This is a genomic window from Escherichia sp. KTE31, assembly GCF_000407925.1.
GTDB lineage: Bacteria > Pseudomonadota > Gammaproteobacteria > Enterobacterales > Enterobacteriaceae > Escherichia > Escherichia ruysiae.
Genome location: NZ_KE136726.1, coordinates 748,994 through 774,405, shown reverse-complemented (window position 1 = coordinate 774,405; position 25,412 = coordinate 748,994). Strand labels below are relative to the sequence as shown.

The window sequence follows — 25,412 nt, the reverse complement described above, 5'->3', positions numbered from 1 at the left end:
CATGATATTTTTATCTTATGTTTGTATTTTTATTTTGTTTTGTTTATCTGATTTTGTTATTTTTTAGATGTTTCTAATAAATATATTTTTTTGATAATTAATTTGCTCATACTCTGTCACCTCTTGACTATCCTAAGGTAAGGATAATATATAATTAAGTATTTTTTACTTGTTGGGGGGGTATGATGTGAATAAAATATATGTGTTAAAGAAAAATCATAGAGGTGAAATTGTTGCTGTATCGGAAGTGGTAAAAAATATAAAAAGGAAAAATACCTCGACATTTATTTTGAAGTTAAAATTACCCACATTATTATTGATAAGCATAATGGCGGGAGGATACAGCTTTCCATCGTGTGCTTCCGTCGTTAGCTCCACTACTTCCTATCAAACGTATCGTGATTTTGCTGAGAATAAGGGAGAGTTCCGTCCCGGCGCGGAAAATGTTCCTCTATACGATAAAAATGGCAATCCCGTCACGACGCTGAATAAGGCGCCCATGATTGACTTCAGCTCTAATGATTCGACTGGGGTTGCAACATTGGTTTCGCCACAATATGTCGTCAGCGTTAAGCACAATGGTGGTTATCAATATGTGAAATTTGGCTATGCGGATGATTCCTCGTATACCCTTGTTGACAGAAATAACCACTGGAGAGATTTCCACACTCCCCGCCTCAACAAAATTGTTACTGAGGTTACACCGCTAGATATAACCAATGCGGGCACTGCTAATGGAACCTATCAAAATGCTGACCGTTTCCCTGTGTTCTATCGTGTTGGGACGGGGACTCAATATGTAAAAGATACCAACGGAAAAATTTCCTATTTAATGGGGGCGTACTCGTATAAAACAGGTGGAATAGTAAATAAGCCGTTTATATCTGACTGGAGTTTTGTCACGAATACTACTAATACTCCGCTCTCAACCTACGGTACTCCCGGTGACAGCGGTTCTCCTCTTTTTGCCTGGGATGCAGACCAAAATAAATGGGTTTTGTTAGCCGTTCTCAATTCATATGCAGGGGTCAATGGCAATACTAACTGGTACACAATAATTCCTGCCGGTGACGTAAAAAATACGATGAAACAAGATGCCGATGCACCGGTAAATACAAAACAAGATGAGGGGGATATTCATTGGTCATATGACGAAAAAACGGGACTTGGTTCATTAACCCAGGGAAGCACATCATGGGAAATGCATGGAAATTTGGGCGCAACATGGCCTGCTTCGCTTAATAGCGGTAAAGATCTAACTTTTCAGGGCGGCGGTACTGTAGTGTTAGAAAATACCATTAATCAGGGGGCTGGCACACTTACTTTTGATGGTGATTATATTGTCAAGCCCGTTGATACTCAGACATGGAAAGGTGGCGGAATTATTGTTAATGGTGAGCATCTTGTCGACTGGCAGATTAATGGGGTTACTGGTGATAGTTTGCATAAACTGGGTACGGGTACGTTAAAAATTAGCGGTACTGGTGTAAACCCAGGAAGTTTAAGTGTGGGAGACGGAACCGTAATATTAGCACAGCGTGCTGATGATAACGGACTGAGCCAAGCGTTCAGTTCTGTCAGTATTGTAAGTGGGCGTCCTACTCTGGTGCTAAGCGACGACAAACAAATTAATCCAGATAATATCAAATGGGGCTATCATGGCGGCAAGCTCGACATTAATGGAAACGGTTTGACTTTTCATAAACTTAACGGGGCTGATGATGGAGCCATACTGACTAACAGTGGCTCCATGGCTAATGTTAATCTGGATTTCAACAGCCCAGATACAACAGCCACGATTGCTAATATCTGGCACGGCCATTTCACCGGCAATCTAAATATCAATAATGAGGTTACAGCAGGAGCACAGAATGATTTCGTCATTGATGGTGGAGTGAATACTCAGGGGAGTATAACCCAGCAAAATGGTCGGCTATTTATGCAAGGACATCCGGTTGTTCACGCCGTCAGCAGTCAGGACGTAGCAAATAAGTTAAAGGCACTGGGTGACAATTCTGTACTGACCCAACCGGTGTCATTTACTCAGAACGATTGGGAAAATAGGCAGTTCAGTATGGCTGAGCTTAACTTACAAAATGCTGAATTTAACCTTGCAAGAAACGCCAGCCTTAATACGAGAATTAATGCCGATCATTCTACCGTTACATTAGGTAGTGAGGATCTTTATATTGATCTCAATGACGGGAATGGCGTGGCGACCAAACCAACATTGGGTAAGTCAAAGGCAACCGCTGAAGATGATCAGAGTCGTTTCAATGGACATGTACAGTTGAAACAAGGATCGGCACTAACTATTAATGAACATTTTGTCGGTGGTATTGATAGCACAGATAGTACGACGACGATAACCTCTACAGATACCACGCTTAATCAGCTCAGCCGTTTCACCCAATCTTCTTTGTCATTAGGTGAAGGGGCAAAATTGACCGCTACAGCCGGATTGCTTTCTGACGGGACAGTAAGCAGTAATGCAGGGGCGAGTCTTTCCTTGCTATCAGACCAGCCAGGAACGATGTATTCCGCTCAAAGCTGGGAGCTTAGCGGACAAAACACGAGCTTAAATGTTGGCGTGGGTGGGATCATCACTGGAGATATCAATGCCAATGATGCGGCCAGCATTAGCTTTGGCACGACTGATATTAACCAATCCACAAATTACTATGGAAATATCAGCGCGCCGTTGGCAAGTGTAACAATGAAGGACACTGCCTGGCTGGCAAATGAGCAGTCGGTGGTTAAGTCGCTCACTTTGAATGGTTCAACACTGAGTTTTAATCGTCTCGGGCAGGGGGGACTGACGGCAGATACGCTGGAGGCCACTAACAGTTCGTTCATTATTAATGCCGATGGTAAAGCAGCAGATACGGTGACGGTAAACCAGACGTTGACAGGGGCGAATAACACACTAGTTGTTATTCCTACGACGAATTCAGTAAAACAGGTCGGTTACCCTGTATCATTGGTTACTGCCCCGAAAAATACACAAAGCGATATATTTACACTTAACCCGGTTTCAATAAACTCGGGGTTCCATAGTTTCACACCGCAACTTGATGTGTTGGAGACCGACGTTAATAAGCAATGGCGTCTGGAGGGATTTTACATACAGCCTGATAAAGCCGCTTTGCGGACAGGCAAGAGTTTTATGGATCTCGGTTATAAAAACTTTATTACAGAAATTAATAATCTGAATGATCGTATGGGTGACTTACGCCATACCCATGGTGAAACAGGAGCCTGGGCTAGACTTAACAGTGGTTCGGGCTCAGCTACTGATGGATTTACCGGAAGTCATACGCACTTGCAAATTGGGGCAGACAGGAAACATATAATTGAAGGCGGAGAGTTATTTACTGGGGTCACGGCGACATTTACAAACAGTAATAACCGGGGAAGTGGATGGTCAGGAAGAACCAAATCAACGGGTATTGGTGTGTACGCTTCAGCTATGTTTGACTCTGGACTCTATGTAGATACTATCGGGAAATATGTGCGTCATGACAATCATTACTCATCAAGTGCGTTAGGAATGCCAGAACAAGATTATGGCTCGCACTCTTGGTATTTGGGCGCTGAGGCCGGTTGGCGTTTTTCCTTACCTGACGAAACATATATACAGCCGCAAACAGAGTTGATCTACGGTACTGTATCTGAGAATCAGTTTTCCTGGCAATTCAATGGGGCTGAGATCAACATGCAACGTAAGCAGATGCAACCATTGATTGGTCGCACAGGCATTGAATTTGGCAAAACATTCAGGGGCAAAGACTGGGAAATTACAGCATTGACTGGGATTAATTATCAGTACGATTTATTTAAGCCTACTGTGACAGCATTCAAGGATCTGGCAGGTGATACATATATTAATAATGGTAAAGATAGCAGAGTGGTATTCAATGTTGGGCTAAATACTAAAATCAAAGAAAACACCAGGATAAGTCTGAATATGGAGCGTTCTGAGTTTGGTTCTTACAATATTGATAAGTTAATTAATGCTAATATTCGCTATACATTCTGAGTCGTAGAGTAGATAAAAAAGAAAACCTGAACATATTGTTCAGGTTTTCTTATTGATTGATTGCTATAGACAGTCAAATATACTTATCTACCTGACACTCAGGAGTGTAAAATTTTATCTTATGTTGCTATTTTTTAGAATGGCCTTTTTCTTTACTTTAGCTTATAGTTGAATTCAGTTCAGGTATCTAATGTTTTTATATATGCTATGACCGTTGCTCTAATAATGGTTACAAAAGACATTTATTTAAAAAATGGTATCTTATATTTTGCAAGCCAGGATGAAGGGTATAAATGTTTTGAATTCAGTGGGCGTGCCTCTGTATATGAGGCCGTTCAGCAATATAGTCATGTTTATATAGTCTGCGATAATAATAATTATTTTTTATACAGTCTTCTTTTTTCTGGGGGGCCTGTTAAGTGCATATGTGCTGATAATGTAACTATACACTATGGAAATCGGTTATCAATTGATTATACATATCCACCAGAACAAATCTTGTGCTCTCTTAATGATATTGAACGAGAGATTCTGTACCTCTACTTTATTAAAAGGAGGAAAATAAAAGAAATTTCAAAGATCACATGTTTAAGTATAAGCAAGGTCTATTATAGAATAAGAATGATAAAGATTAAGTTTGGTGCTGAGACGACACGGAAGCTCCCAGTTCTGTTTAGATGTTATCTGTAACATCAAATGATTTGATTTCTGTCTTTTCATATTTTTTCATAATGTAATTATTATCAAAGTTAATAAATTCTATCATCATAGAGACTAATTATTTAGAGTCTCTAAAGTTAGTCGCTATGTCGATGAGAAACTTTTTACTGAGAGGTATTCATCTTTGCGTTATTTTCGAGTTTACAGAGAGGATACCCCATGACATTATATTCTTACAAAGCATGGGGGTGACTGTATGAATAGTCAAAATGCTTTAAGTAATATGAGGCTTGCTGTTAGAGGAGATATACCCGGTAACTCTACATTAGTTCTTAAAAAGATTAGGTTTTACAATTGTGCTATTATTTATCTTCGCAATGCCCAATTACTGGTTAAAACGATAGATGGGGGGATTATTAATATTCCACCTGAATCAATATGTTATATCGAGAAAAATACAGTCATTGATGTTACACTTAACGTGTTAGGTAAAGGCATGCCTTATGATATCTTTCATATAGATAATAATATGTTAAGTTGTATCTGCAAAGTCATGGAACCTTTGTTACTGAATCCACATAAAGTCGGCCCTATGCGAAGTAGAATTTTTAATTGCATGGCAGATAAGACAGATACAGAGATATTTAAAATGATAACAGAAGCAAATGTTCCTCATCATAGACTAATTTATAATATTACTTATTTGTTATCTAAAGTTGATGATATTGAATCCTTGGTTTGCTCATTATCTGTTTCCACAGACTCTACTTTCACAGAAAAATTAAAGTTAATAATAGAATCTGATCTTTCAAAATCATGGCGGCTAGTTGATTTGGCAAATATTTTGCATATGTCAGAAGTCTCAATTCGGAAAAAACTTGAAAAAGAAAATAATAATTTTAACAATTTGGTTCTGGATATTAGAATGCAACATGCAGCAAGACTGATAACTACGTCTGAAAAACATATTAATAGTATATCTGACGAGGTCGGCTATGTTAGTACATCATATTTTATCCGTAATTTTAAAAGTTATTTTGGTATAACACCAAAACAGTTCTCCTTGAAAGTGAAAAGGAAATCATAATTAATATTGCATATATAATAGCGACAGAAGCAGTTCTTACTGATTTTCAATAAATTTCCTGTGAGGTGAAAACGGTATGCATTTTTAATAAATTTTACCCGTCCAGGACGAGTTCCTTTTCTTTATCTTAAGAATAATGTTATTTTTTAACCAAAAATGATGCTGTTGCGCAGGGAATAGTCGGGGGATATCCCATAGCACTGAGCGTTCATTCCCCCAAAATGAGAAGTTGAACATGCCTCCATAGCGATTAGTGTTCCGGACTCGAATCGTTGAACGATATCCTGCAATTTGGAGCATGAGATGTTTCTATTCTATGCAACAGAATCATCATTAATCCAGACGCAGACCTGAAAAACAGGCTTGGCAATATAACAATCCTGATCGTGTTCATGTGATATTACTCCCGGATTAATGCAGTCAGTAAAAGCATGGCACTGACTGCATTAAGAAGGGACGTCCATCATATCACGAAACAAAAGCTCCCACCGACATCGCCACTGAAGTCCTGCACCGTATCGGTGAACTTGTAACTATCCAGTATAATCATTCTATACACATTTATTGGCTTGAGGAGTCAACTACTTCTTAATTTTGGAGAGAAGAGTGTCAGGTGATACGTTAATTCGCCATTATCTACATATATAGCGGTTTACTTAAATAATAGCGAATTATTTACCCATGGGCTCAATTAATCTTCGAATATAAAAACATCCACAAGCTAAAACTATTATTGTTTTTCGAAAAAAATAAAAGAATATGATAAAATAATATTAGTGTGCGAAATAAATGAAGAATTGCGCCTCGCAATGATATAAAATAAAAAACAATAAATACAAAAACACTTAAACGCCATATGGGGTTGTTTATTACTTGCTTTTATTTTTGTAGCTTTGTCCTTCATTATGTAATGTGGATATGGAGTTGATATTATTTTTCTAAATAATTTTAGATGGCGCAATGTGATTTAATTATTGCAATGTAAATATGCTAATTGCACTACTATAAAATCTGTATTGTGGATGTGCTTTTTACATGCGTGGGCTGAATTTTTATTTTTTTACTGCAATTAATAAAGGTAACTGGAAGCTTATTTTTTAATAAAGGCATAGTTCTATTTGTTGGTATTATGTTATAAACGTTATGGAGTCTTACCCGTGAACAGAATATATTCACTTAAGTATTGTCACCTTACTCAAGGGCTTATAGCTGTATCAGAATTAGCATCCCGAGTATCCTCTAAAACTGGTCGAAAACTTCTCGCTACATTTATAGTTTCCGCCTTGTCTTATGGTGCTGCTGAATATGCCTATGCAGCACAGATGGATACCCGAAATTTCTGGATCCGTGATTATCTTGATTTGGCACAGAATAAAGGTGTATTTCAGCCTGGAGCATATGGGGTAAAAACGCCATTAAAAAATGGTGGCGAATTCAGTTTTCCTGAAGTAACGATCCCTGATTTTTCTCCAGTGTCCGCTAAAGGTGCAACAACTGCTATTGGTAGTGCCTACAGTGTTACCGCAAGCCATAATGGCACTATTCACCATGCCGTTAAAACTCAGACATGGGGACAGTCAGACTATCATTATGTTGATCGGGTGACCAAAGGTGACTTTGCGGTCCAGCGTCTGGATAAGTTTGTTGTTGAAACAGCTGGTGCAACAGAGCATGCTGATTTCAACTTATCAGCAGCAGAAGCATTAGAGCGTTATGGTATTGAGTTCAATGGAAAGAAACAGATAATCGGTTTTCGGGTTGGAGCCGGAGCAACCGGTGTTACATCTTATGGGGTGGGACAGGCATATAATCCATTATTACGCAGTGCTTCTATGTTTCAGTTAAACTGGAACAATATGTTAGCCACGAATAATACAGGCGGATTTTATAATGAAGTGACAGGAGGAGACAGCGGTTCCGGATTTTACTTGTATGATAATCAGAAAAAAAAATGGGTCATTCTGGGAACAACATATGGTAAGGCATTCTCCAGTAAGGATACCTGGGCCTTTTTTGCCCGATATGACCAGAATATGGTTGATACCCTGAAAAATGTGTTCACTCAGGATGTGAATCTTAATGGTCAGAAAATGACCGTCAATAATAAAAATATTACTGTTAACGGTAATACAACCGCTATTGAACTGACCAAGAATAATAAAAATAAAGATTTGAAATTTCATGGTGGCGGGAACATTGAACTCACCGATAACCTGAATTCAGGAACTGGAGGACTGATTTTTGATGAGGGACAACATTACTCAATCACCGGGAAAGATAAAACGTATAAAGGTGCGGGTATTGATATCGGAAAAAATACGGTTGTCGACTGGTCGGTAAAAGGAGCGGCAAATGATAACCTGCACAAAACAGGAGCCGGGACACTGAATGTCAATGTGGCCCAGGGGAATAACCTGAAAATGGGTGACGGTACTGTTGTTCTTAATGCAGCAAAGGCTTTCAATGCTATCTATGTTGCCAGTGGTCGCGGAACGCTCAAACTGGGTCAGGCCGATGCGCTGGATAAAAATAGTGATTACAGAGGTATTTATTTTACCAGCCGTGGAGGGACTCTGGATTTAAACGGGTTCAGCCAGTCGTTTAAGAAGATTGCGGCAACTGATGTCGGTACCATTATCACCAATACTTCTGATAAAACAGCGACCCTTTCTCTACAAAACCCCTCCCGTTATGTCTATCACGGCAACATCACGGGAAATACGAATATCGAACACACTGGGACACAGAAAAGTGCTGACAGCAGCCTGATTATTGACGGAAACATTGATACGCACAATGACATCACCATACGGAATTCCCAGCTTCGGTTACAGGGTCATGCCACAACACATGCAATATTCCGTGAGGGACCCCGATTCTGCTATGTTCCCGGAGTTCTTTGTGACAAAGATTATGTTGCTGATTTTGCCAAACTAGAAAGTGAGGCAAATAAGAAAAATAACAGTGCCTATAAAACAAATAACCAGGTGGCTTCTTTTGATCAACCTGACTGGGAAACCCGGCATTTCCGATTTAAGACTCTGAATCTGGAAAACTCAGAATTCACAACTGCACGTAACTCAGTTGTTGAGGGTGATATTGTTGCATCGAATTCAACGCTGAAACTAGGGGGCGACGTTCCGGTATTCATTGATATGTATGATGGCATCAATATCACTGGTAATGGGTTTGGCTTCCGCCAGGACGTTCGTGAAGGACGCTCAGCGGATGATGGCAGTAGCAGCTATACGGGCAATATTACACTGCAAAAAGGCTCCACGCTGGACATCAACAACCGGTTCACTGGCGGGATTGAAGCCCATGACAGTAAGGTAAATGTCTCCTCACCGGATGCCCTGCTGCAGAACAGTGGTGTTTTCGTGAATTCCACTCTTTCTGTCCGTGACGGCGGTCATCTGACGGCACAAAAAGGGCTCTACAGTGATGGTCGGGTTCAGATTGGGAAGAACGGTACGCTTTCCCTGAGCGGCACGCCGGAGAATGGCGCTGATAATACCTGGATGCCTGTGCTGACATACATGACAGAAGGCTATGATTTAACCGGCGATAACGCCACGCTGGACATCAGCCAGCAGGCGCATGTTTCCGGGGATATTCATGCAACCAGTTCATCCACCATTCGTATTGGCTCTGAAAACCCGGGCTCAGTTTCCTCTTCTGTCTCCCCTGTTCTGGCTGCCGGGTTGTTCAGTGGATATAACGCGGCGTACTACGGCGCCATCACCGGCGGTAAGGGAAACGTCAGTATGAACAGTGGTCTGTGGCAGCTGACCGGAGACTCCGACATCAACAGTCTGACGACCCACACCAGCCGGGTACAGTCTGAAGAAAACGGAGCCTTCCGTACCCTGACGGTTAAGACACTGGATGCCACGGGCAGTGATTTTGTCCTGCGCACTGACCTGAAGAACGCCGATAAAATCAGCGTGACGGGGAAAGCCAGCGGTTCAGACAACACCCTGAATGTCAGCTTTATGAAGAACCCGACCCCGGGGCAGTCCCTGAACATCCCGCTGGTCAGTGCGCCGGCCGGAACATCAGGGGATATCTTTAAGGCGGGCACCCGAGTGACAGGCTTCAGCCGGGTAACACCGACACTGCGTGTTGACACCACTGGCGGCAGTACGCAATGGATTCTGGATGGTTTCCAGACGGAAGCCGATAAAGCGGCTGCAGCGAAGGCGGACAGTTTCATGAATGCCGGCTACAAAAACTTTATGACGGAAGTTAACAACCTGAACAAACGTATGGGTGAGCTGCGTGACACGAACGGTGATGCCGGTGCCTGGGCCCGTATCATGAACGGCGCCGGTTCAGCCGATGGCGGGTACAGCGATAATTACACTCACGTTCAGGTCGGTTTTGACAAAAAACATGTGCTGGATGGCGTGGATCTGTTTACCGGTATCACAATGACCTATACCGACAGCAGTGCAGACAGTGATGCATTCAGCGGGAAGACAAAATCCGTGGGGGGCGGTCTGTATGCTTCAGCACTGTTTAACTCCGGTGCCTATATCGATTTGATTGGTAAATATATTCACCATGACAATGACTACACAGGCAACTTTGCCGGTCTGGGTACGAAGCACTACGGGACCCACTCCTGGTATGCCGGCGCGGAAACGGGTTACCGTTATCACCTGACTGAAGACACTTTTATTGAGCCTCAGGCCGAACTGGTTTACGGCGCAGTGTCCGGGAAAACATTCAACTGGAAAGACGGTGAGATGGATCTGAGTATGAAGAACAAGGATTTCAGCCCGTTGATTGGCAGAACAGGGATTGAGCTGGGCAAAACATTCAGTGGTAAGGACTGGAGTGTGACAGCCCGTGCCGGAACCAGCTGGCAGTTTGACCTGCTGAATAATGGCGAGACGGTTCTTCGTGATGCATCCGGAGAGAAACGGATCAAAGGGGAGAAGGACAGCAGGATGTTGTTCAATGTCGGCATGAACGCACAGATAAAGGACAACATGCGCTTTGGTCTGGAGTTTGAGAAATCAGCCTTTGGTAAATACAACGTGGATAACGCGATAAACGCGAATTTCCGTTATATGTTCTGACAGGCAGAGGCCCCTGAAAAGGGGCCTATAGTGAGGTTACTCCCGGATTAATGTAGTTAGTAAATGTATGGCACTGACCACCTTGGGAAGGGGGGACATCACATCACTACAAATTCCGGCAATTGCGTACATGGCAACGGCAAGTTATTTAATCTCAAACGTAAGCCGTGGATCATGCCGGATGAAGTAGACGTCGCTACCGTCGTGAATATTATTGATACGTGCCCGAGCGGCGCGCTGAAATACCGTCATAAATAAGTGAGGGTCATAATAAATTTTACATCAATGATGCCCAGGGAAATCAAATAGCTGAAATTGTCTTTGTGCCGACCGGAGAGAATTTAGCGATTATCGAACATACCGATGTTGATGAAAGCCTGAAAGGGCAGGGGATTGGTAAACAACTGGTAGCGAAAGTCGTGGAAAAAATGCGCCAGGAAAAACGGAAAATTATCCCACTGTGCCCGTTTGCGAAACACGAATTTGATAAAACGCGCGAGTATGATGATATTCGCAGTTGATGGTGCGAAGGCAGAAAGGACGTTTTCCCAAAAGCAAAAACCCGCCTTGTGGGCGGGTTTTCAGGAATTAGTGGTGCCCGGACTCGGAATCGAACCAAGGACACGGGGATTTTCAATCCCCTGCTCTACCGACTGAGCTATCCGGGCAACGGGGCGCATTAAACCGTAATCTGCACATCTCGTCAACCTAATTTCAGTAAAAGCGATTCAACTGCTTAAGATTGCGGCAAATCGCTTCTTTTCTGTGTTTCTGTCAGGTCAATGCACCACCCTGGCGGCAGCGGGCGAAGCGCAGAATATCTTCCGCCAGCCGGTGTGCGGTGTCGACATCCGCCTGGCTACGATTCACCAGCATTCGGCTCAGGCAACCTTCCAGCACCAGTTCCATCTGCTTTGCCACCATCGCCGGATCGTCAACTTCCAGCGTGGTTAATAGTTCGTGGGTGAAATCGTAGGCCGCGCTTTTTTGCTGATCGGCCAGTTGATGAATAGGGTGGCCAGGATCGGGATAAAACGTACAGGCAGCGATAAATAGACAGCCCGGATAGCGGTTGTTTTTAACGCACTCTGATAACGCCTGATAACGCGCCAGCAGCTTTTGTTCGGCGGTTTGCGTTTCGTCCAGCATCAGCTGACGACGCCAGACATCTATCTGTTGGCTAAGATAACGCAGCGCATCGTAGAGGATTGCCTCTTTGTCTGGCCAGAAGCGGCGCAGCTCGTCCAGTGGATAATCCACACGTTCAGCAACCATCTCCAGCGTGGTGTTGGCAATCCCTTGTAATTCTAATAATTTCAGGGCTTCTCCCAGTACATCTTCACGTTGCACGCTATTTTCCTCCGTCTTTCCCACTGCAAGTGTCGTTCACGGTTGGCGATCGCGCAAATGTGCGCTGAAGGTTTCAGCATCCATAAAGCCCGTGACGCGTGCTTGTGGATGCTCCTGGCCTTGTTCGTCAAAAAAGAGAATTGTCGGTAGGCCAAGGACATTTAGATGTTTTAACAGCGCCACATCTTGTGCGTCATTGGCGGTGACGTTGGCCTGAAGTAAGACCGTGTTAGCCAACGCTTTTTGCACCTGTGGGTCGCTAAAGGTGTATTTCTCGAACTCTTTACAGGCAATGCACCAGTCGGCGTAGAGATCTAACATTACCGGTTTGCCTTTGGCTTCAACGAGCGTCTGATTTAACTCATCCACCGTTTTGATTGGTGTAAAGTTGAGATGCGCCTGAGTTTGCGCGGTATGCGTCGCACCAAATGCCCAATCCTGGAGTGGGCGCACGCTAACCAATGCCGCTGCCAGCAGGATTATTTGCACTACGCGCATCCAGCCGCGTTTGGCCTGTAAGCTGGTGACAAAGGCCCAGCCAAAGAATGCGACGCCCAGCGCCGACCACAAGCGTAATCCCCAGACATCACCAATCACCCGCTCCAGCAGGAAGACCGGCAGCGCGAGGATCACAAAACCAAACGCGGTTTTGACTTGTTCCATCCACGGGCCGCTTTTCGGCAGCAGACGGTTGCCAAAGACGGTAATTAACATCAGCGGTAGACCCATACCCAGCGCATAGAGATAAAGTGTGCCGCCGCCCAGCCACATGTTACCGCTTTGGGCGATATACAACAGAATCGCGCTAAGTGGCGCGGTGGTACATGGTGAGCAGATCAAACCGGCAATCGCCCCCATAACAAACACACCGCCGGGCGAGCCACCCTGTTGGCGATTGCTCATCAGCGTGAGGCGCGTTTGCAGCGAAGAGGGAAGCTGCAGGGTAAATAAGCCAAACATCGACATCGCCAGCAGTGTAAAGACGATGGCGAGGCCAATGAGCACGTAAGGGTGCTGTAGCGCCGCCTGGAACTGTAATCCGGCAGCGGCAACTACCAGACCCAGCGCCGTGTAGGTCAGCGCCATCCCTTGCACATAAATAAAGGTCAGCAACAATGCTATGGCGGTGGAGAGTCGCTGTTTACCGCCCAGCACGATGCCGGAAATCAGTGGGTACATCGGCAGTACGCAGGGGGTGAAGGCGATGCCGATGCCTATCAACAATGCCCAGAGCGCAGAAAAGGGCAATTGCGCGGCGGACTGCTCTTGCTGCGGAACAGACATCGGCTGTGGCGCTGCGTTGTTGGCAAGCACTTCGCTTAACGGTACGGTTTTGGTTTCTGGTGGATAGCAGAAACCAGCGTCAGCGCAGCCCTGGTAAGTGACAGTTAATGTCGCGCCAGCCGTAGCCTGGTTGATGGTCACTGGAAGCGTCAGCCGCTTGCGATAAATCTCGCTTTTGCCGTAAAACTCATCGTCATGCCAGACGCCTGGCGGTAACTGCACGTCGGCAATTTTCGCTTGTTCAGGCGTGATGCGGATCTGTTTACGGTAAAGGTAATAACCGTCTTTGATCTGCCAGGTTAGATTAAGATCATGTTGGTTTTGCTGAAAATCAAAAGCAAAAGCCTGATCCGCTGGGACAAATTGTGAACGTCCTGGCGCGTCGAATAATCCGGCGAAAACGGAAGTGCTGCAAAGTAGCAGGATCAGCGTAAAGATGCGTTGAGCCATGAGAGGTAATCTGTGTCTCCGTGTGTAACAGGTAAAACCAGAAGCTCCGGGGTTTGATACGGATGATGAGACTTCAGGCATTCCAGCAGCGCCTGCTGGTGAGCTTTGTCGGTTTTTAAGATCATCTGTACTTCATATTCCTGTTCCAGCTTACCTTCCCAGTAATAGAGAGAGGTTGCGCCGGGGATCAGGGTTGCGCAGGCCGCCAGTTTTTCTGCCAGCACTTTGGCGGCTAAATCCTGGGCTGTCGCTTCATCCGGCGCAGTACACAGCACCACGACAGACGCGGTATTCGAACTTTTATCATCAAGCATAAACACCTCGCAAGAACAGATGGAACCGCAAGAGAAAGGTCACTATACAACGGACGAGGGAATGATGTTAGTCGGCGGGAAAGAAAGCGGGGCGTGAACGCCCCGCGATTTGTCATTACAGCATGAAGCTACCCAGCACGAAGCCGAAGCAAACGGCCAGGGCAACACCCAGAGTACCTGGGATGAAGAACGGATGGTTGAAGACGAATTTACCGATACGAGTTGTACCCGTGTCATCCATCTGTACCGCAGCAACCAGCGTCGGGTAGGTCGGCAGAATGAACAGACCAGACACCGCAGCGAAAGAAGCAACAGCGGTCAGCGGAGAAACGTTCAGTGCCAGAGCCATCGGCATCAGTGCTTTTGCGGTTGCAGCCTGAGAGTACAGCAGAGCAGAAGCAAAGAAGAAGATGACAGCCAGCAGCCACGGATGACCCTGAATCACTTCACCAGCGGTATCTTTGATCCAGTCGATGTTGTTGGAAACGAAAGTATCGCCCAGCCATGCAACGCCCAGGATACAAATACAGGCGCTCATACCTGCTTTGAAGGTGCTGGAGTTGAGGATGTTGTCGGTATCAACTTTACAGATAACGGTAGTCAGAGTTGCAACGCTGAGCATGATGATCAGGATTGCGTTGGTGGTGTTCATCAGCGGTTTCTCAACCAGGCCCATGCTCGGGCTGTTGATGATTGCATAGATAACCACGCCAACTACGCCCAGCAGGAACAGCCAGACGGAAGTTTTTGCACCGGATTTGATTTCAATCTGTTTTTCACCGCGCAGTTCAACCAGGCCTTCTTCCAGACGCTTACGATAAATCGGATCGTCAGACAGTTTGGAGTTGAACAGCATAGTGACCAGGAAGGACATCACCAGAACCGCCAGCAGGGTGGACGGGATGACCACAGAGAGCAGATGGAGGTAGCTGATGCCATGACCTTCCATTACGGAAGACATGTAAACCACTGCCGCTGAGATTGGCGATGCGGTGATCGCAATCTGCGCGGAAACCACTGCAGTAGACAGCGGACGGCAAGGTTTAACGCCTTGTTCCTTCGCAACTTCAGCGATCACTGGCAGCGTTGCCAGAGAGATGTTGCCAGTACCCGCAAAGATTGTCAGGAAATAAGTCACGATCGGAGCGAGGATCGTGATGTATTTCGGGTTACGGCGCAGCAGCTTTTCTGTCTGATGAACCAGATAGTCCAGACCGCCAGCAACCTGCATGGCAGAAATAGCGGCGATAACCGCCATGATAATGGAAATGACATCGAACGGGATGTTACCAGGTTTGACGCCGATAGCGGCAAGAACCAGCACCCCCAATCCGCCTGCAAAACCAATACCTATTCCCCCCAGTCTGGCGCCCAAGAAGATCGCCAGCAAAACTATGATGAGTTCTACAACTAGCATATTAGCCTTCCTTGTTTTTTAACAAGTTGATATTAGATTGTTATTTTTAAGTTACTACTCACAAGAAAAAAGGCACGTCGTCTGACGTGCCTTTTTTATTTGTACTACCCTGTACGATTACTGTTCGCTTTCATCAGTATAGCGTTTTGCTTTGTAAGCCGGGTGCATCAGATTCTGTACGGAGAAAATATCGTCAAGTTCCGCTTCAGTCAACAGACCGCGTTCCAGAACGACTTCACGTACACTCTTACCGGTTTCGGCACAGATTTTACCCACGATGTCACCGTTGTGGTGACCGATGAACGGGTTCAGGTAAGTGACGATACCGATAGAGTTGTAAACATAACCTTCGCACACTTCTTTGTTAGCAGTGATGCCGTTAACGCATTTTTCCAGCAGGTTGTAGCAAGCGTTGGTCAGGATGTGAACGGATTCAAACATGGCCTGGCCAATGACCGGCTCCATAACGTTCAGCTGGAGCTGACCTGCTTCTGCTGCCATGGTAACAGTGATGTCGTTACCGATGACTTTGAAGCATACCTGGTTAACCACTTCCGGAACAACCGGGTTTACTTTAGCTGGCATGATGGAAGAGCCCGCCTGCAGTTCCGGCAGGTTGATCTCGTTCAGGCCGGCACGTGGGCCAGAAGAGAGCAAGCGCAGGTCGTTACAGATTTTGGACATCTTCACAGCCAGACGTTTCAGCGCGCCGTGAACCATAACGTAAGCGCCGCAGTCAGAGGTCGCTTCGATCAGGTCTTCAGCCGGAACGCATGGGAAGCCAGTGACTTCAGCCAGTTTTTTCACTGCCAGCGGAGAGTACTCTTTCGGCGTGTTCAGGCCAGTACCGATTGCCGTTGCGCCGAGGTTAACTTCCAGCAGCAGTTCAGCGGTACGTTGGATGTTTTTCACTTCTTCTTTCAGCAGGATGCTGAAAGCGCGGAATTCCTGACCAAGGGTCATTGGTACTGCGTCCTGCAGCTGGGTACGACCCATTTTCAGGATGTCCTGGAATTCGACAGCTTTACGTTCAAAGCCTTCACGCAGTTGGTTAATTGCATCTACCAGTTTAATCAGGGAAGAGTAAACCGCGATACGGAAACCGGTCGGGTAGGCGTCGTTAGTGGACTGACATTTGTTAACATGGTCGTTCGGGTTCAGGTACTGATATTCACCTTTCTGGTGACCCATCAGTTCCAGACCGATATTGGCCAGCACTTCGTTGGTGTTCATGTTTACGGAAGTACCTGCGCCGCCCTGGTAGACGTCTACCGGGAACTGATCCATGCATTTTCCGTTATTCAGGACTTCATCACATGCGGCAATGATTGCATTCGCTACACTTTTAGGAATGGTTTGCAGCTCTTTGTTTGCCATAGCTGCGGCTTTTTTAACCATTACCATACCGCGAACAAATTCAGGAATATCGCTGATTTTGCTGTTGCTGATATAGAAGTTTTCAATCGCTCTCAGAGTGTGAACACCATAGTAGGCATCAGCTGGAACTTCCCTGGTACCCAACAGATCTTCTTCGATACGAATGTTGTTTGACATGTGAACCTTCTTTTTCAAGCTGCCAATGATTTGCTTTAAACACACAGAATATATGTGGTTTCGAATGTTTTTCGACCGACGATTATCCCCTGCATCGGCCGAATACCCGGGATCATATGCTGCTTGAGGATTTCTACCGTAATCTGGATCACTTTAAGTGTCGGTTTTTACCCCTTAATTATTAATTTGTGAAATAGATCACCGCTTTGGGATTACTACCAAAAATAGTTGCGCAAACATCTTGAAATTTTGCTAATGACCACAATATAAGCTGAACGCGATTCGCAACCCATTCAGGCGTCCGGATTTAACCGGTTGCTATTACAGGAGAAACCTTTGCGCTGGTTACCTTTTATTGCCATTTTCCTTTATGTCTATATTGAGATTTCAATTTTTATTCAGGTTGCCCATGTTCTGGGGGTATTGCTGACCCTCGTACTGGTTATATTCACATCGGTTATCGGTATGTCACTGGTACGTAACCAGGGCTTTAAGAATTTCGTGCTGATGCAGCAAAAAATGGCGGCGGGTGAAAACCCAGCGGCGGAGATGATTAAAAGTGTTTCGTTGATCATTGCCGGTTTGCTGCTTTTATTGCCGGGCTTTTTCACCGATTTCCTGGGACTTCTGCTTTTATTACCGCCGGTGCAAAAGCATCTGACAGTGAAGCTGATGCCGCATTTGCGTTTCTCCCGGATGCCGGGCGGCGGTTTTAGCGCCGGGACCGGTGGTGGTAATACTTTTGATGGTGAGTATCAGCGAAAGGATAATGACCACGATCGTCTTGACCATAAAGACGATCGCCAGGATTAATGTCAAAACGCCGGATTATGTGGTTATGCCATTTTCCGGCGTTTTTCGTTTTGGCAAAAACAGCCATAACCCCGCCAGCATGATTAGCGCATAGAGACTTTTCCAGCCGACCATTGCCAGTAACAGAACGCATAACAGCCCGCCAATCACCGCCAGTACGCGATAACGTCCTTGCAATAATTTACAGCCTGCCAACATGCACAACAGGTAAATCATAATAAAGATGCCGTTGGCATAAATAATGAGTGCGTCCAGATTGATCCCTAAAGCATGAATCACCAACGTGCTTACTACGCAACAGCCGAGCACCGCATTGAGGGCATTATTCGGGATATGGCGAGAAGAGAGGCGTGCCAGGTAGTGCTCAGGATTATGTTGCGCCTGTGACCAGACCAGGCGGGCGAAGCTCTGTATATAAATGTTGAGACTGGCAAAGCAGGCCAGATAGCCAATCACGCAGGCAATCCATAACGCCCCTACACCGAATAGCTGCACCACAATTTTGGGAAGCGATGCAGCCGCCGCCATTTTTTCACCATAGGCGTCGAAGTGTAAGACGACTACCGTACAGCCCCAGTAGACTAATCCTGCCAGCAGTAGACCAATCATCAAAGCGCGCGGAAAATCACGCTCTGGATTTTTAAATTCCGAAGCGAGATGGGCAAATGCCTCCAGACCGACAAAGCACCAGAACATCACCGATAACGCAGCAAATAACCCGGAAAGTTCGATATCACCTGGCGCAGGGAAGGGGATGTTCGCAGGTTTGATATCGCCCGCCCACCAGATGGCAACAATCAGTGCGACGATAAGCCCGGCAATGACCGTTTGTAGATTAGCACTGGAACTGGCACCGCGAGTACCGATATACCACACCAGCGCCAGTGTACCGAGTTCTGCCAACAATAGTTGCCAGCTATGCCAGCCAAACATCGCCTGACCGAACCCGGCAGCAATTTGTAGCGCGGCGGGCAAACCCACGGGAATAACCGATAAAAACAGCCAGCCGGTGACTCGCTCAAGTCGCGAGCCGAACGCCATACCGACGAAGTGCGCGACGCCGCCCGCGTTGGGGTAGTGGCGACCCAGAATCGCAAACACAATTGCAATCGGGAACACTAAGATAATCAAAACTGGCCACGCCCACAGGCTATTATTGCCTGCCACCAGAGCAGCTAACGCCGGAACGGCAAACACGCCAGTGCCTAATAATGACGTCGATAGCAGGCCGATACCCTGGGCCAGCCCCAATTCTTGTTTGAGTCCACTCATGGGTTGAAGTCCGATTGCGCCCAAATTTTGGGCAACTGCGTAGATTTTCGATGGTAGCACAATCAGATTTACTTATGACGGCGATGTCGAAATTGCGATGAAACGTGAGGTGAATCAGGGTTTTCACCCGATTTTGTGCTGATCAGAATTTTTTTTCATTTTCCCCCTTGAAGGGGAGATGCCTCATCCCCATTTCTCTGGTCACCAGCCGGGAAACCACGTAAGCTCCGGCGTCACCCATAACAGATACGGACTTTCTCAAAGGAGAGTTATCAATGAATATTCGTCCATTGCATGATCGCGTGATCGTCAAGCGTAAAGAAGTTGAAACTAAATCTGCTGGCGGCATCGTTCTGACCGGCTCTGCAGCGGCTAAATCTACCCGTGGCGAAGTGCTGGCTGTCGGCAATGGCCGTATCCTTGAAAATGGCGAAGTGAAGCCGCTGGACGTGAAAGTTGGCGACATCGTTATTTTCAACGATGGCTACGGTGTGAAATCTGAGAAGATCGACAATGAAGAAGTGTTGATCATGTCCGAAAGCGACATTCTGGCAATTGTTGAAGCGTAATCCGCGCACGACACTGAACATACGAATTTAAGGAATAAAGATAATGGCAGCTAAAGACGTAAAATTCGGTAACGACGCTCGTGTGAAAATGCTGCGCGGCGTAAACGTACTGGCAGATGCAGTGAAAGTTACCCTCGGTCCGAAAGGCCGTAACGTAGTTCTGGATAAATCTTTCGGTGCACCGACCATCACCAAAGATGGTGTTTCCGTAGCTCGTGAAATCGAACTGGAAGACAAGTTCGAAAACATGGGTGCGCAGATGGTGAAAGAAGTTGCCTCTAAAGCGAACGACGCTGCAGGCGACGGTACTACCACTGCAACCGTACTGGCTCAGGCTATCATCACTGAAGGTCTGAAAGCTGTTGCTGCGGGCATGAACCCGATGGATCTGAAACGTGGTATCGACAAAGCCGTTACCGCTGCAGTTGAAGAACTGAAAACGCTGTCCGTACCGTGCTCTGACTCTAAAGCTATTGCTCAGGTTGGTACTATCTCCGCTAACTCCGACGAAACCGTAGGTAAACTGATCGCTGAAGCGATGGACAAAGTCGGTAAAGAAGGCGTTATCACCGTTGAAGACGGTACTGGTCTGCAGGACGAACTGGACGTGGTTGAAGGTATGCAGTTCGACCGTGGCTACCTGTCTCCTTACTTCATCAACAAGCCGGAAACTGGCGCAGTAGAACTGGAAAGCCCGTTCATCCTGCTGGCTGACAAGAAAATCTCCAACATCCGCGAAATGCTGCCAGTTCTGGAAGCTGTTGCAAAAGCAGGCAAACCGCTGCTGATCATCGCTGAAGATGTTGAAGGCGAAGCACTGGCAACTCTGGTTGTTAACACCATGCGCGGCATCGTGAAAGTCGCTGCGGTTAAAGCACCGGGCTTCGGCGATCGTCGTAAAGCAATGCTGCAGGATATCGCAACCCTGACTGGCGGTACTGTAATCTCTGAAGAGATCGGTATGGAGCTGGAAAAAGCGACTCTGGAAGACCTGGGTCAGGCTAAACGTGTTGTGATCAACAAAGATACCACCACCATCATCGATGGCGTGGGTGAAGAAGCTGCAATCCAGGGCCGTGTTGCTCAGATCCGTCAGCAGATTGAAGAAGCAACTTCTGACTACGACCGTGAAAAACTGCAGGAGCGCGTAGCGAAACTGGCAGGCGGCGTTGCAGTTATCAAAGTAGGTGCTGCTACCGAAGTTGAAATGAAAGAGAAAAAAGCACGCGTTGAAGACGCCCTGCACGCGACCCGTGCTGCGGTAGAAGAAGGCGTGGTTGCTGGTGGTGGTGTTGCGCTGATCCGCGTAGCGTCTAAACTGGCTGACCTGCGTGGTCAGAACGAAGACCAGAACGTGGGTATCAAAGTTGCACTGCGTGCAATGGAAGCTCCGTTGCGTCAGATCGTCCTGAACTGCGGTGAAGAACCGTCTGTTGTTGCTAACACCGTTAAAGGCGGCGACGGCAACTACGGTTACAACGCAGCAACCGAAGAATACGGCAACATGATCGACATGGGTATCCTGGATCCAACCAAAGTAACTCGTTCTGCTCTGCAGTACGCAGCTTCTGTGGCTGGTCTGATGATCACCACCGAGTGCATGGTTACCGACCTGCCGAAAAACGATGCAGCTGACTTAGGCGCTGCTGGCGGTATGGGCGGCATGGGTGGCATGGGCGGCATGATGTAATTGCCCTGCACCTCGCAGAAATAAAGAAACCCCCGGGCAGAAATGTCTGGGGGTTTTTCTTTTGGTCATCTTTCTAGTATAAGATTCAGACACGGACGACGCGAGTTGCGTCCAGCTCATTGATTATGGGGAATAACATGCACGTAAAATACTTAGCAGGGATTGTCGGTGCCGCGCTACTGATGGCGGGTTGTAGCTCCAGCAACGAATTGAGTGCTGCCGGTCAGAGTGTACGCATTGTTGACGAGCAGCCTGGTGCCGAGTGCCAACTGATTGGTACTGCGACAGGTAAGCAAAGTAACTGGCTTTCCGGGCAACACGGTGAAGAAGGCGGTTCTATGCGCGGTGCAGCAAACGATCTGCGCAACCAGGCGGCAGCAATGGGCGGTAATGTGATTTATGGTATCAGCAGCCCGTCGCAGGGGATGTTGTCCAGTTTTGTTCCGACTGATAGCCAGATTATCGGCCAGGTTTATAAGTGCCCGAACTGATATGATTCAGAGGCTGGATGACAAACGTGTAATTGCCTGATGCGCTTCGCTTATCAGGCCTACATCGAGCATTGCAACTGATTGAATATTCGAGAATTTGTAGGCCGGATAAGACGTTTTCGCCGCATCCGGCATGATCAACGATCACGTTATCAGTAATTCCAGGCTGGATGGCTCCAGCCTCGCATTCAAAAAGATGAGATTATTTCGCCTGTGGCGCGGCCTTGCTGATGGACTGAACTCGTAAGTGATGTATTGCGCGTAAGCATTGATCCTGAGTCAGCGGTTGGGCGTTATTTGCTGCTACTGTACGAACGTAAACCTGAGATGGCACACCCGCGAGTTTTTTCAGCCGTGGACTGAAATCAAGCATCCGGCGTGTGATAGCCTCAATTTCTTTACCCGCTGTCGCTTCACGCGTTTTCACCACCGCGCCGCTAAATTGTTCTTTGCCACTTTCATCTTTAAAGCGATAAAGCACCGCCAGATAATGGCTAAACAGATTATGTTTCCATTCCGGCTGAGAATAGGTGTCATATTCCAGATTGCCATTGTCCTGGCAGTCGACGTCATATAACGGCAGGAAATCTAATAGCGATGTAATACGCAATGCCAGTTCACGCATTTCAGCATTATTAATTGCATGAATGATTGCTCGCGCCAGCATTTCAATCTGCAACTCATTAACGACTAACTCACATTTGCTACCGTCATGTAGCGTTAATTCGAAGGTAAGATTTTCGCCCTGATTTTCGGTAAGTTCCAGCGTGTTAACCCGGCGATTAATATCGGCATTTTTAAGCTCATCAACCAGAATTTCTGGGATATTCTCTGCCATTTTCTTCATGACTTTATCGCGAGCCTGCTCATACTGAATACGTGTATCAGCATCCAGTTTATGCTTTTGATGCAGACGACTTTCTAGCGCAATCAGTAGGTCGCGTAGTTCCATAACAGACATAAAGAATAACGATTCTTTATTGCGAGGCTCTTTAATTTTCAGCGCCAGTGCAATGAAATTATTACTCTTGCGAATAACACCGGTATTAACACCCTTGATGCTTATGGTCATGTAGGTTCTCCCTAACCATTTTTCAATAAAATAATTAATTTTAATGTATAAGCCAGATAAATGGGCTTGGTAGTAATAGTTTTTAAAATAACATAAATAGCAGTGCTCACTCTATATATAAACAGAAAAGAAAGGTTAATTATTGGTGTTGGCTATATAAAGAGTAAAAATAGCAACGTAAATGAATAATTAAAGGTTATGCAACGGGCAAAGATTAAACTTCTCTGTTGAGTGACCGGTCTCTGTTCTCGTGTTCGTTGCTCTTGCCGGATGCGGCGTAAATGCCTTATCCCGCCTACAGCTCATTGAGTTTCAATGCGCGATGTAGGCCTGATAAGCGAAGCGCATCAGGCAATTTTCTGTTTAACTTCCCTGTTAATCAGTTACTGCTGGCGTAGCTGGAGATCCAGAGGCGTTTTGCTGGGTTCACCGCCAATCTCGCGCGCCAGTTTCGGCACCAGATATCCTGACACCAGTGTCAGCAACTCACGCATAATCTGCCGTGCTTCATCATCACTCACCATAAAATGCGCTGCGCCCTGCACTTTATCGAGCACATGCAGGTAATAGGGCATCACGCCGGCATCGAACAACGCATTACTCAGGTTTGCCAGCGTTTGTGCGTTATCATTCACGCCACGTAACAGAACGCTCTGGTTCAGCAAAGTCACGCCCACGCGGCGCAACTTAGCCATTGCCTGACGGAATGTTTCATCTACCTCATTGGCATGGTTGATGTGATTCACCAGCAAGATTTGCAGCGTAGAACGGGCAAAGCGTTCAACCAGCGCCTCTGTGATGCGCGCCGGGATCACAATCGGCAGACGGCTGTGAATCCGCAGACGTTTTATATGCGGGATGGCTTCCAGTTGTGTGAGCAACCAGTCCAGCTCGTGATCTTTCGCCATCAGCGGATCGCCGCCGGAGAAAATCATCTCGTCCAGTTCCGGATGCGCAGCAACATACTCAAGTGCAGTTTGCCAGTTACGCTTGTTGCCCTGATTTTCGGCATACGGGAAGTGGCGACGGAAGCAATAACGGCAATTAACCGCGCAGCCGCCTTTGACCAGCAAAAGCGCCCGGTTGTGGTATTTATGCAACAAACCAGGCACTACGCTGTGCTGTTCTTCCAGTGGGTCGGTGGAGAATCCGGGCGCGACGACAAACTCATCTTGCGAGGTAACTACCTGACGCAAAAGAGGATCGTCCGGATTGCCTTTCTCCATGCGATCGATAAATGAGCGGGGCACACGCAGGGCAAACAGCTTTTTGGCGCTGCGTCCGGCCAACAGTTTTTCGTCCGCGTCTATATTCAAAAGACGCAGAAGTTCATCAGGATCGGTCACAACATCGGCAAGTTGCGTTAACCAATCTTCTCTGGATGGGGTATTTAGGGTTACAATATGCGCCATTTTGTGGCTTAGCTACCAATTAACAAATTTCAGAGGGCCTTATGGCAACGTACTATAGCAACGATTTTCGTGCTGGTCTTAAAATCATGTTAGACGGCGAACCTTACGCGGTTGAAGCGAGTGAATTCGTAAAACCGGGTAAAGGCCAGGCATTTGCTCGCGTTAAACTGCGTCGTCTGCTGACCGGTACTCGCGTAGAAAAAACCTTCAAATCTACTGATTCCGCTGAAGGCGCTGATGTTGTCGATATGAACCTGACTTACCTGTACAACGACGGTGAGTTCTGGCACTTCATGAACAACGAAACTTTCGAGCAGCTGTCTGCTGATGCAAAAGCAATTGGCGACAACGCTAAATGGCTGCTGGATCAGGCAGAGTGTATCGTAACTCTGTGGAATGGTCAGCCGATCTCCGTTACTCCGCCGAACTTCGTTGAACTGGAAATCGTTGATACCGATCCGGGCCTGAAAGGTGATACCGCAGGTACTGGCGGCAAACCGGCTACCCTGTCTACTGGCGCTGTGGTTAAAGTTCCGCTGTTCGTACAAATCGGCGAAGTCATCAAAGTGGATACCCGCTCTGGTGAATACGTCTCTCGCGTGAAGTAATGCGGTTGTGGTGCGGCCTGCAGGCTGCACCATCACTTATTCAGGTCAGAGATGATGAAAAGCCTTATCGTTCTTGTTTTGCTTGCCAGCACGCTGCTCACGGGCTGTAACACCGCTCGCGGTTTCGGCGAAGACATCAAACATCTCGGCAACTCCATCTCTCGCGCTGCCAGCTAATTTTTCTTCTCTTCCGAAAAATCATCAGATTCCCATCATTTTTGGCGATGTTGTCTATTATTAATT

General features: G+C 46.5%; 18 protein-coding genes, 1 tRNA gene and 1 pseudogene. 11 read left to right on the top strand and 9 right to left on the bottom strand.

Annotation, left to right across the window (positions count from 1 at the left end; all coding sequences use genetic code 11):
• The first annotated feature begins 187 nt into the window (after positions 1-187).
• The 5 genes and pseudogenes from WES_RS02020 (at position 188) to WES_RS0121855 (ending at position 11,394) form a co-directional block, all read left to right on the top strand.
• The gene (locus WES_RS02020; RefSeq protein WP_016158919.1) at positions 188-4,039 is read left to right on the top strand and encodes a S6 family peptidase; all 3,852 of its coding nucleotides are present in this window, start codon (positions 188-190) and stop codon (positions 4,037-4,039) included.
• Positions 4,040-4,955: 916 nt separating this feature from the next.
• On the top strand, positions 4,956-5,786 hold the full coding sequence (locus tag WES_RS02030; RefSeq protein WP_016158921.1) for an AraC family transcriptional regulator: 831 nt from the start codon (positions 4,956-4,958) through the stop codon (positions 5,784-5,786).
• Between the two features lie 1,157 nt (positions 5,787-6,943).
• Entirely contained in the window at positions 6,944-10,873 is a 3,930-nt protein-coding gene (locus WES_RS02035) for an autotransporter outer membrane beta-barrel domain-containing protein (protein ID WP_016158922.1), read from the top strand.
• A 102-nt stretch (positions 10,874-10,975) separates the two neighbouring features.
• A pseudogene (gene yjdI / locus WES_RS0121860) lies at positions 10,976-11,131 on the top strand (4Fe-4S mono-cluster protein YjdI); the annotation flags it as partial.
• Positions 11,128-11,394: a GNAT family N-acetyltransferase gene (locus tag WES_RS0121855; RefSeq protein WP_024195160.1), complete on the top strand. Its 267-nt coding sequence runs from the start codon at positions 11,128-11,130 to the stop codon at positions 11,392-11,394. The pseudogene yjdI and the gene WES_RS0121855, both read left to right, overlap by 4 nt.
• A gap of 71 nt (positions 11,395-11,465) precedes the next feature.
• On the opposite strand, the gene WES_RS02040 is transcribed toward WES_RS0121855, so the two are convergent.
• From WES_RS02040 to aspA, 6 genes are all read right to left on the bottom strand, one after another.
• Positions 11,466-11,541: transfer RNA gene (locus WES_RS02040), tRNA-Phe, on the bottom strand.
• A gap of 106 nt (positions 11,542-11,647) precedes the next feature.
• On the bottom strand, positions 11,648-12,223 hold the full coding sequence (locus tag WES_RS02045; RefSeq protein WP_001188520.1) for a transcriptional regulator: 576 nt from the start codon (positions 12,221-12,223) through the stop codon (positions 11,648-11,650).
• Positions 12,224-12,259: 36 nt separating this feature from the next.
• Positions 12,260-13,957 (bottom strand): protein-disulfide reductase DsbD, encoded by a 1,698-nt coding sequence (dsbD, locus tag WES_RS02050; protein ID WP_016158910.1) that lies wholly within the window; start codon positions 13,955-13,957, stop codon positions 12,260-12,262.
• Positions 13,933-14,271 (bottom strand): divalent cation tolerance protein CutA, encoded by a 339-nt coding sequence (gene cutA, locus WES_RS02055; RefSeq protein WP_000883313.1) that lies wholly within the window; start codon positions 14,269-14,271, stop codon positions 13,933-13,935. Before cutA ends, dsbD begins: the two co-directional genes overlap by 25 nt.
• Positions 14,272-14,386: 115 nt before the next feature.
• Positions 14,387-15,688, bottom strand: coding sequence for an anaerobic C4-dicarboxylate transporter DcuA (gene dcuA, locus WES_RS02060; RefSeq protein WP_000961959.1), 1,302 nt, complete (start codon positions 15,686-15,688; stop codon positions 14,387-14,389).
• A 117-nt stretch (positions 15,689-15,805) separates the two neighbouring features.
• Positions 15,806-17,242, bottom strand: a complete 1,437-nt coding sequence (gene aspA / locus WES_RS02065) for an aspartate ammonia-lyase (protein ID WP_010349613.1) — start codon at positions 17,240-17,242, stop codon at positions 15,806-15,808.
• A gap of 336 nt (positions 17,243-17,578) precedes the next feature.
• On the opposite strand from aspA, the gene WES_RS02070 reads away from it, so the two are divergent.
• Positions 17,579-18,055: an FxsA family protein gene (locus WES_RS02070; protein WP_001267449.1), complete on the top strand. Its 477-nt coding sequence runs from the start codon at positions 17,579-17,581 to the stop codon at positions 18,053-18,055.
• Between the two features lie 15 nt (positions 18,056-18,070).
• Here the strand turns inward: WES_RS02070 and yjeH are convergent, their stop codons facing one another.
• The gene (yjeH, locus tag WES_RS02075; protein WP_016158911.1) at positions 18,071-19,327 is read right to left on the bottom strand and encodes an L-methionine/branched-chain amino acid transporter; all 1,257 of its coding nucleotides are present in this window, start codon (positions 19,325-19,327) and stop codon (positions 18,071-18,073) included.
• A gap of 275 nt (positions 19,328-19,602) precedes the next feature.
• Between yjeH and WES_RS02080 the strand changes: the two genes are divergently transcribed.
• The 3 genes from WES_RS02080 (at position 19,603) to WES_RS02090 (ending at position 22,077) form a co-directional block, all read left to right on the top strand.
• Positions 19,603-19,896, top strand: coding sequence for a co-chaperone GroES (locus WES_RS02080; RefSeq protein ID WP_001026276.1), 294 nt, complete (start codon positions 19,603-19,605; stop codon positions 19,894-19,896).
• 43 nt (positions 19,897-19,939) lie between these two features.
• Positions 19,940-21,586, top strand: coding sequence for a chaperonin GroEL (gene groL, locus WES_RS02085; protein ID WP_000729121.1), 1,647 nt, complete (start codon positions 19,940-19,942; stop codon positions 21,584-21,586).
• A gap of 137 nt (positions 21,587-21,723) precedes the next feature.
• A complete protein-coding gene (locus WES_RS02090) occupies positions 21,724-22,077 on the top strand; it encodes a DUF4156 domain-containing protein (protein WP_000558209.1) in 354 nt (117 codons plus the stop codon).
• Positions 22,078-22,279: 202 nt separating this feature from the next.
• Here WES_RS02090 and WES_RS02095 read toward each other — a convergent pair whose 3' ends face one another.
• Together WES_RS02095 and epmB are read right to left on the bottom strand one after the other, a co-directional pair.
• On the bottom strand, positions 22,280-23,149 hold the full coding sequence (locus WES_RS02095; RefSeq protein WP_000155819.1) for a YjeJ family protein: 870 nt from the start codon (positions 23,147-23,149) through the stop codon (positions 22,280-22,282).
• Between the two features lie 383 nt (positions 23,150-23,532).
• Positions 23,533-24,561 (bottom strand): EF-P beta-lysylation protein EpmB, encoded by a 1,029-nt coding sequence (gene epmB / locus WES_RS02100; RefSeq protein WP_016158912.1) that lies wholly within the window; start codon positions 24,559-24,561, stop codon positions 23,533-23,535.
• A 41-nt stretch (positions 24,562-24,602) separates the two neighbouring features.
• On the opposite strand from epmB, the gene efp reads away from it, so the two are divergent.
• Positions 24,603-25,169, top strand: a complete 567-nt coding sequence (efp, locus tag WES_RS02105) for an elongation factor P (RefSeq protein WP_000257278.1) — start codon at positions 24,603-24,605, stop codon at positions 25,167-25,169.
• Between the two features lie 51 nt (positions 25,170-25,220).
• Positions 25,221-25,346 (top strand): lipoprotein antitoxin entericidin A, encoded by a 126-nt coding sequence (gene ecnA, locus WES_RS02110; protein ID WP_016158913.1) that lies wholly within the window; start codon positions 25,221-25,223, stop codon positions 25,344-25,346.
• Positions 25,347-25,412: the final 66 nt, after the last annotated feature.

Bases quoted from the DNA above. Each gene is read 5' to 3' on its own strand.
- WES_RS02030 (WP_016158921.1), top strand. From the start codon at position 4,956: ATGAATAGTCAAAATGCTTTAAGTAATATGAGGCTTGCTGTTAGAGGA.
- dsbD (WP_016158910.1), bottom strand. From the start codon at position 13,957: ATGGCTCAACGCATCTTTACGCTGATCCTGCTACTTTGCAGCACTTCC.
- cutA (WP_000883313.1), bottom strand. From the start codon at position 14,271: ATGCTTGATGATAAAAGTTCGAATACCGCGTCTGTCGTGGTGCTGTGT.
- dcuA (WP_000961959.1), bottom strand. From the start codon at position 15,688: ATGCTAGTTGTAGAACTCATCATAGTTTTGCTGGCGATCTTCTTGGGC.
- aspA (WP_010349613.1), bottom strand. From the start codon at position 17,242: ATGTCAAACAACATTCGTATCGAAGAAGATCTGTTGGGTACCAGGGAA.
- yjeH (WP_016158911.1), bottom strand. From the start codon at position 19,327: ATGAGTGGACTCAAACAAGAATTGGGGCTGGCCCAGGGTATCGGCCTG.
- WES_RS02080 (WP_001026276.1), top strand. From the start codon at position 19,603: ATGAATATTCGTCCATTGCATGATCGCGTGATCGTCAAGCGTAAAGAA.
- groL (WP_000729121.1), top strand. From the start codon at position 19,940: ATGGCAGCTAAAGACGTAAAATTCGGTAACGACGCTCGTGTGAAAATG.
- WES_RS02090 (WP_000558209.1), top strand. From the start codon at position 21,724: ATGCACGTAAAATACTTAGCAGGGATTGTCGGTGCCGCGCTACTGATG.
- WES_RS02095 (WP_000155819.1), bottom strand. From the start codon at position 23,149: ATGACCATAAGCATCAAGGGTGTTAATACCGGTGTTATTCGCAAGAGT.
- epmB (WP_016158912.1), bottom strand. From the start codon at position 24,561: ATGGCGCATATTGTAACCCTAAATACCCCATCCAGAGAAGATTGGTTA.
- efp (WP_000257278.1), top strand. From the start codon at position 24,603: ATGGCAACGTACTATAGCAACGATTTTCGTGCTGGTCTTAAAATCATG.
- ecnA (WP_016158913.1), top strand. From the start codon at position 25,221: ATGATGAAAAGCCTTATCGTTCTTGTTTTGCTTGCCAGCACGCTGCTC.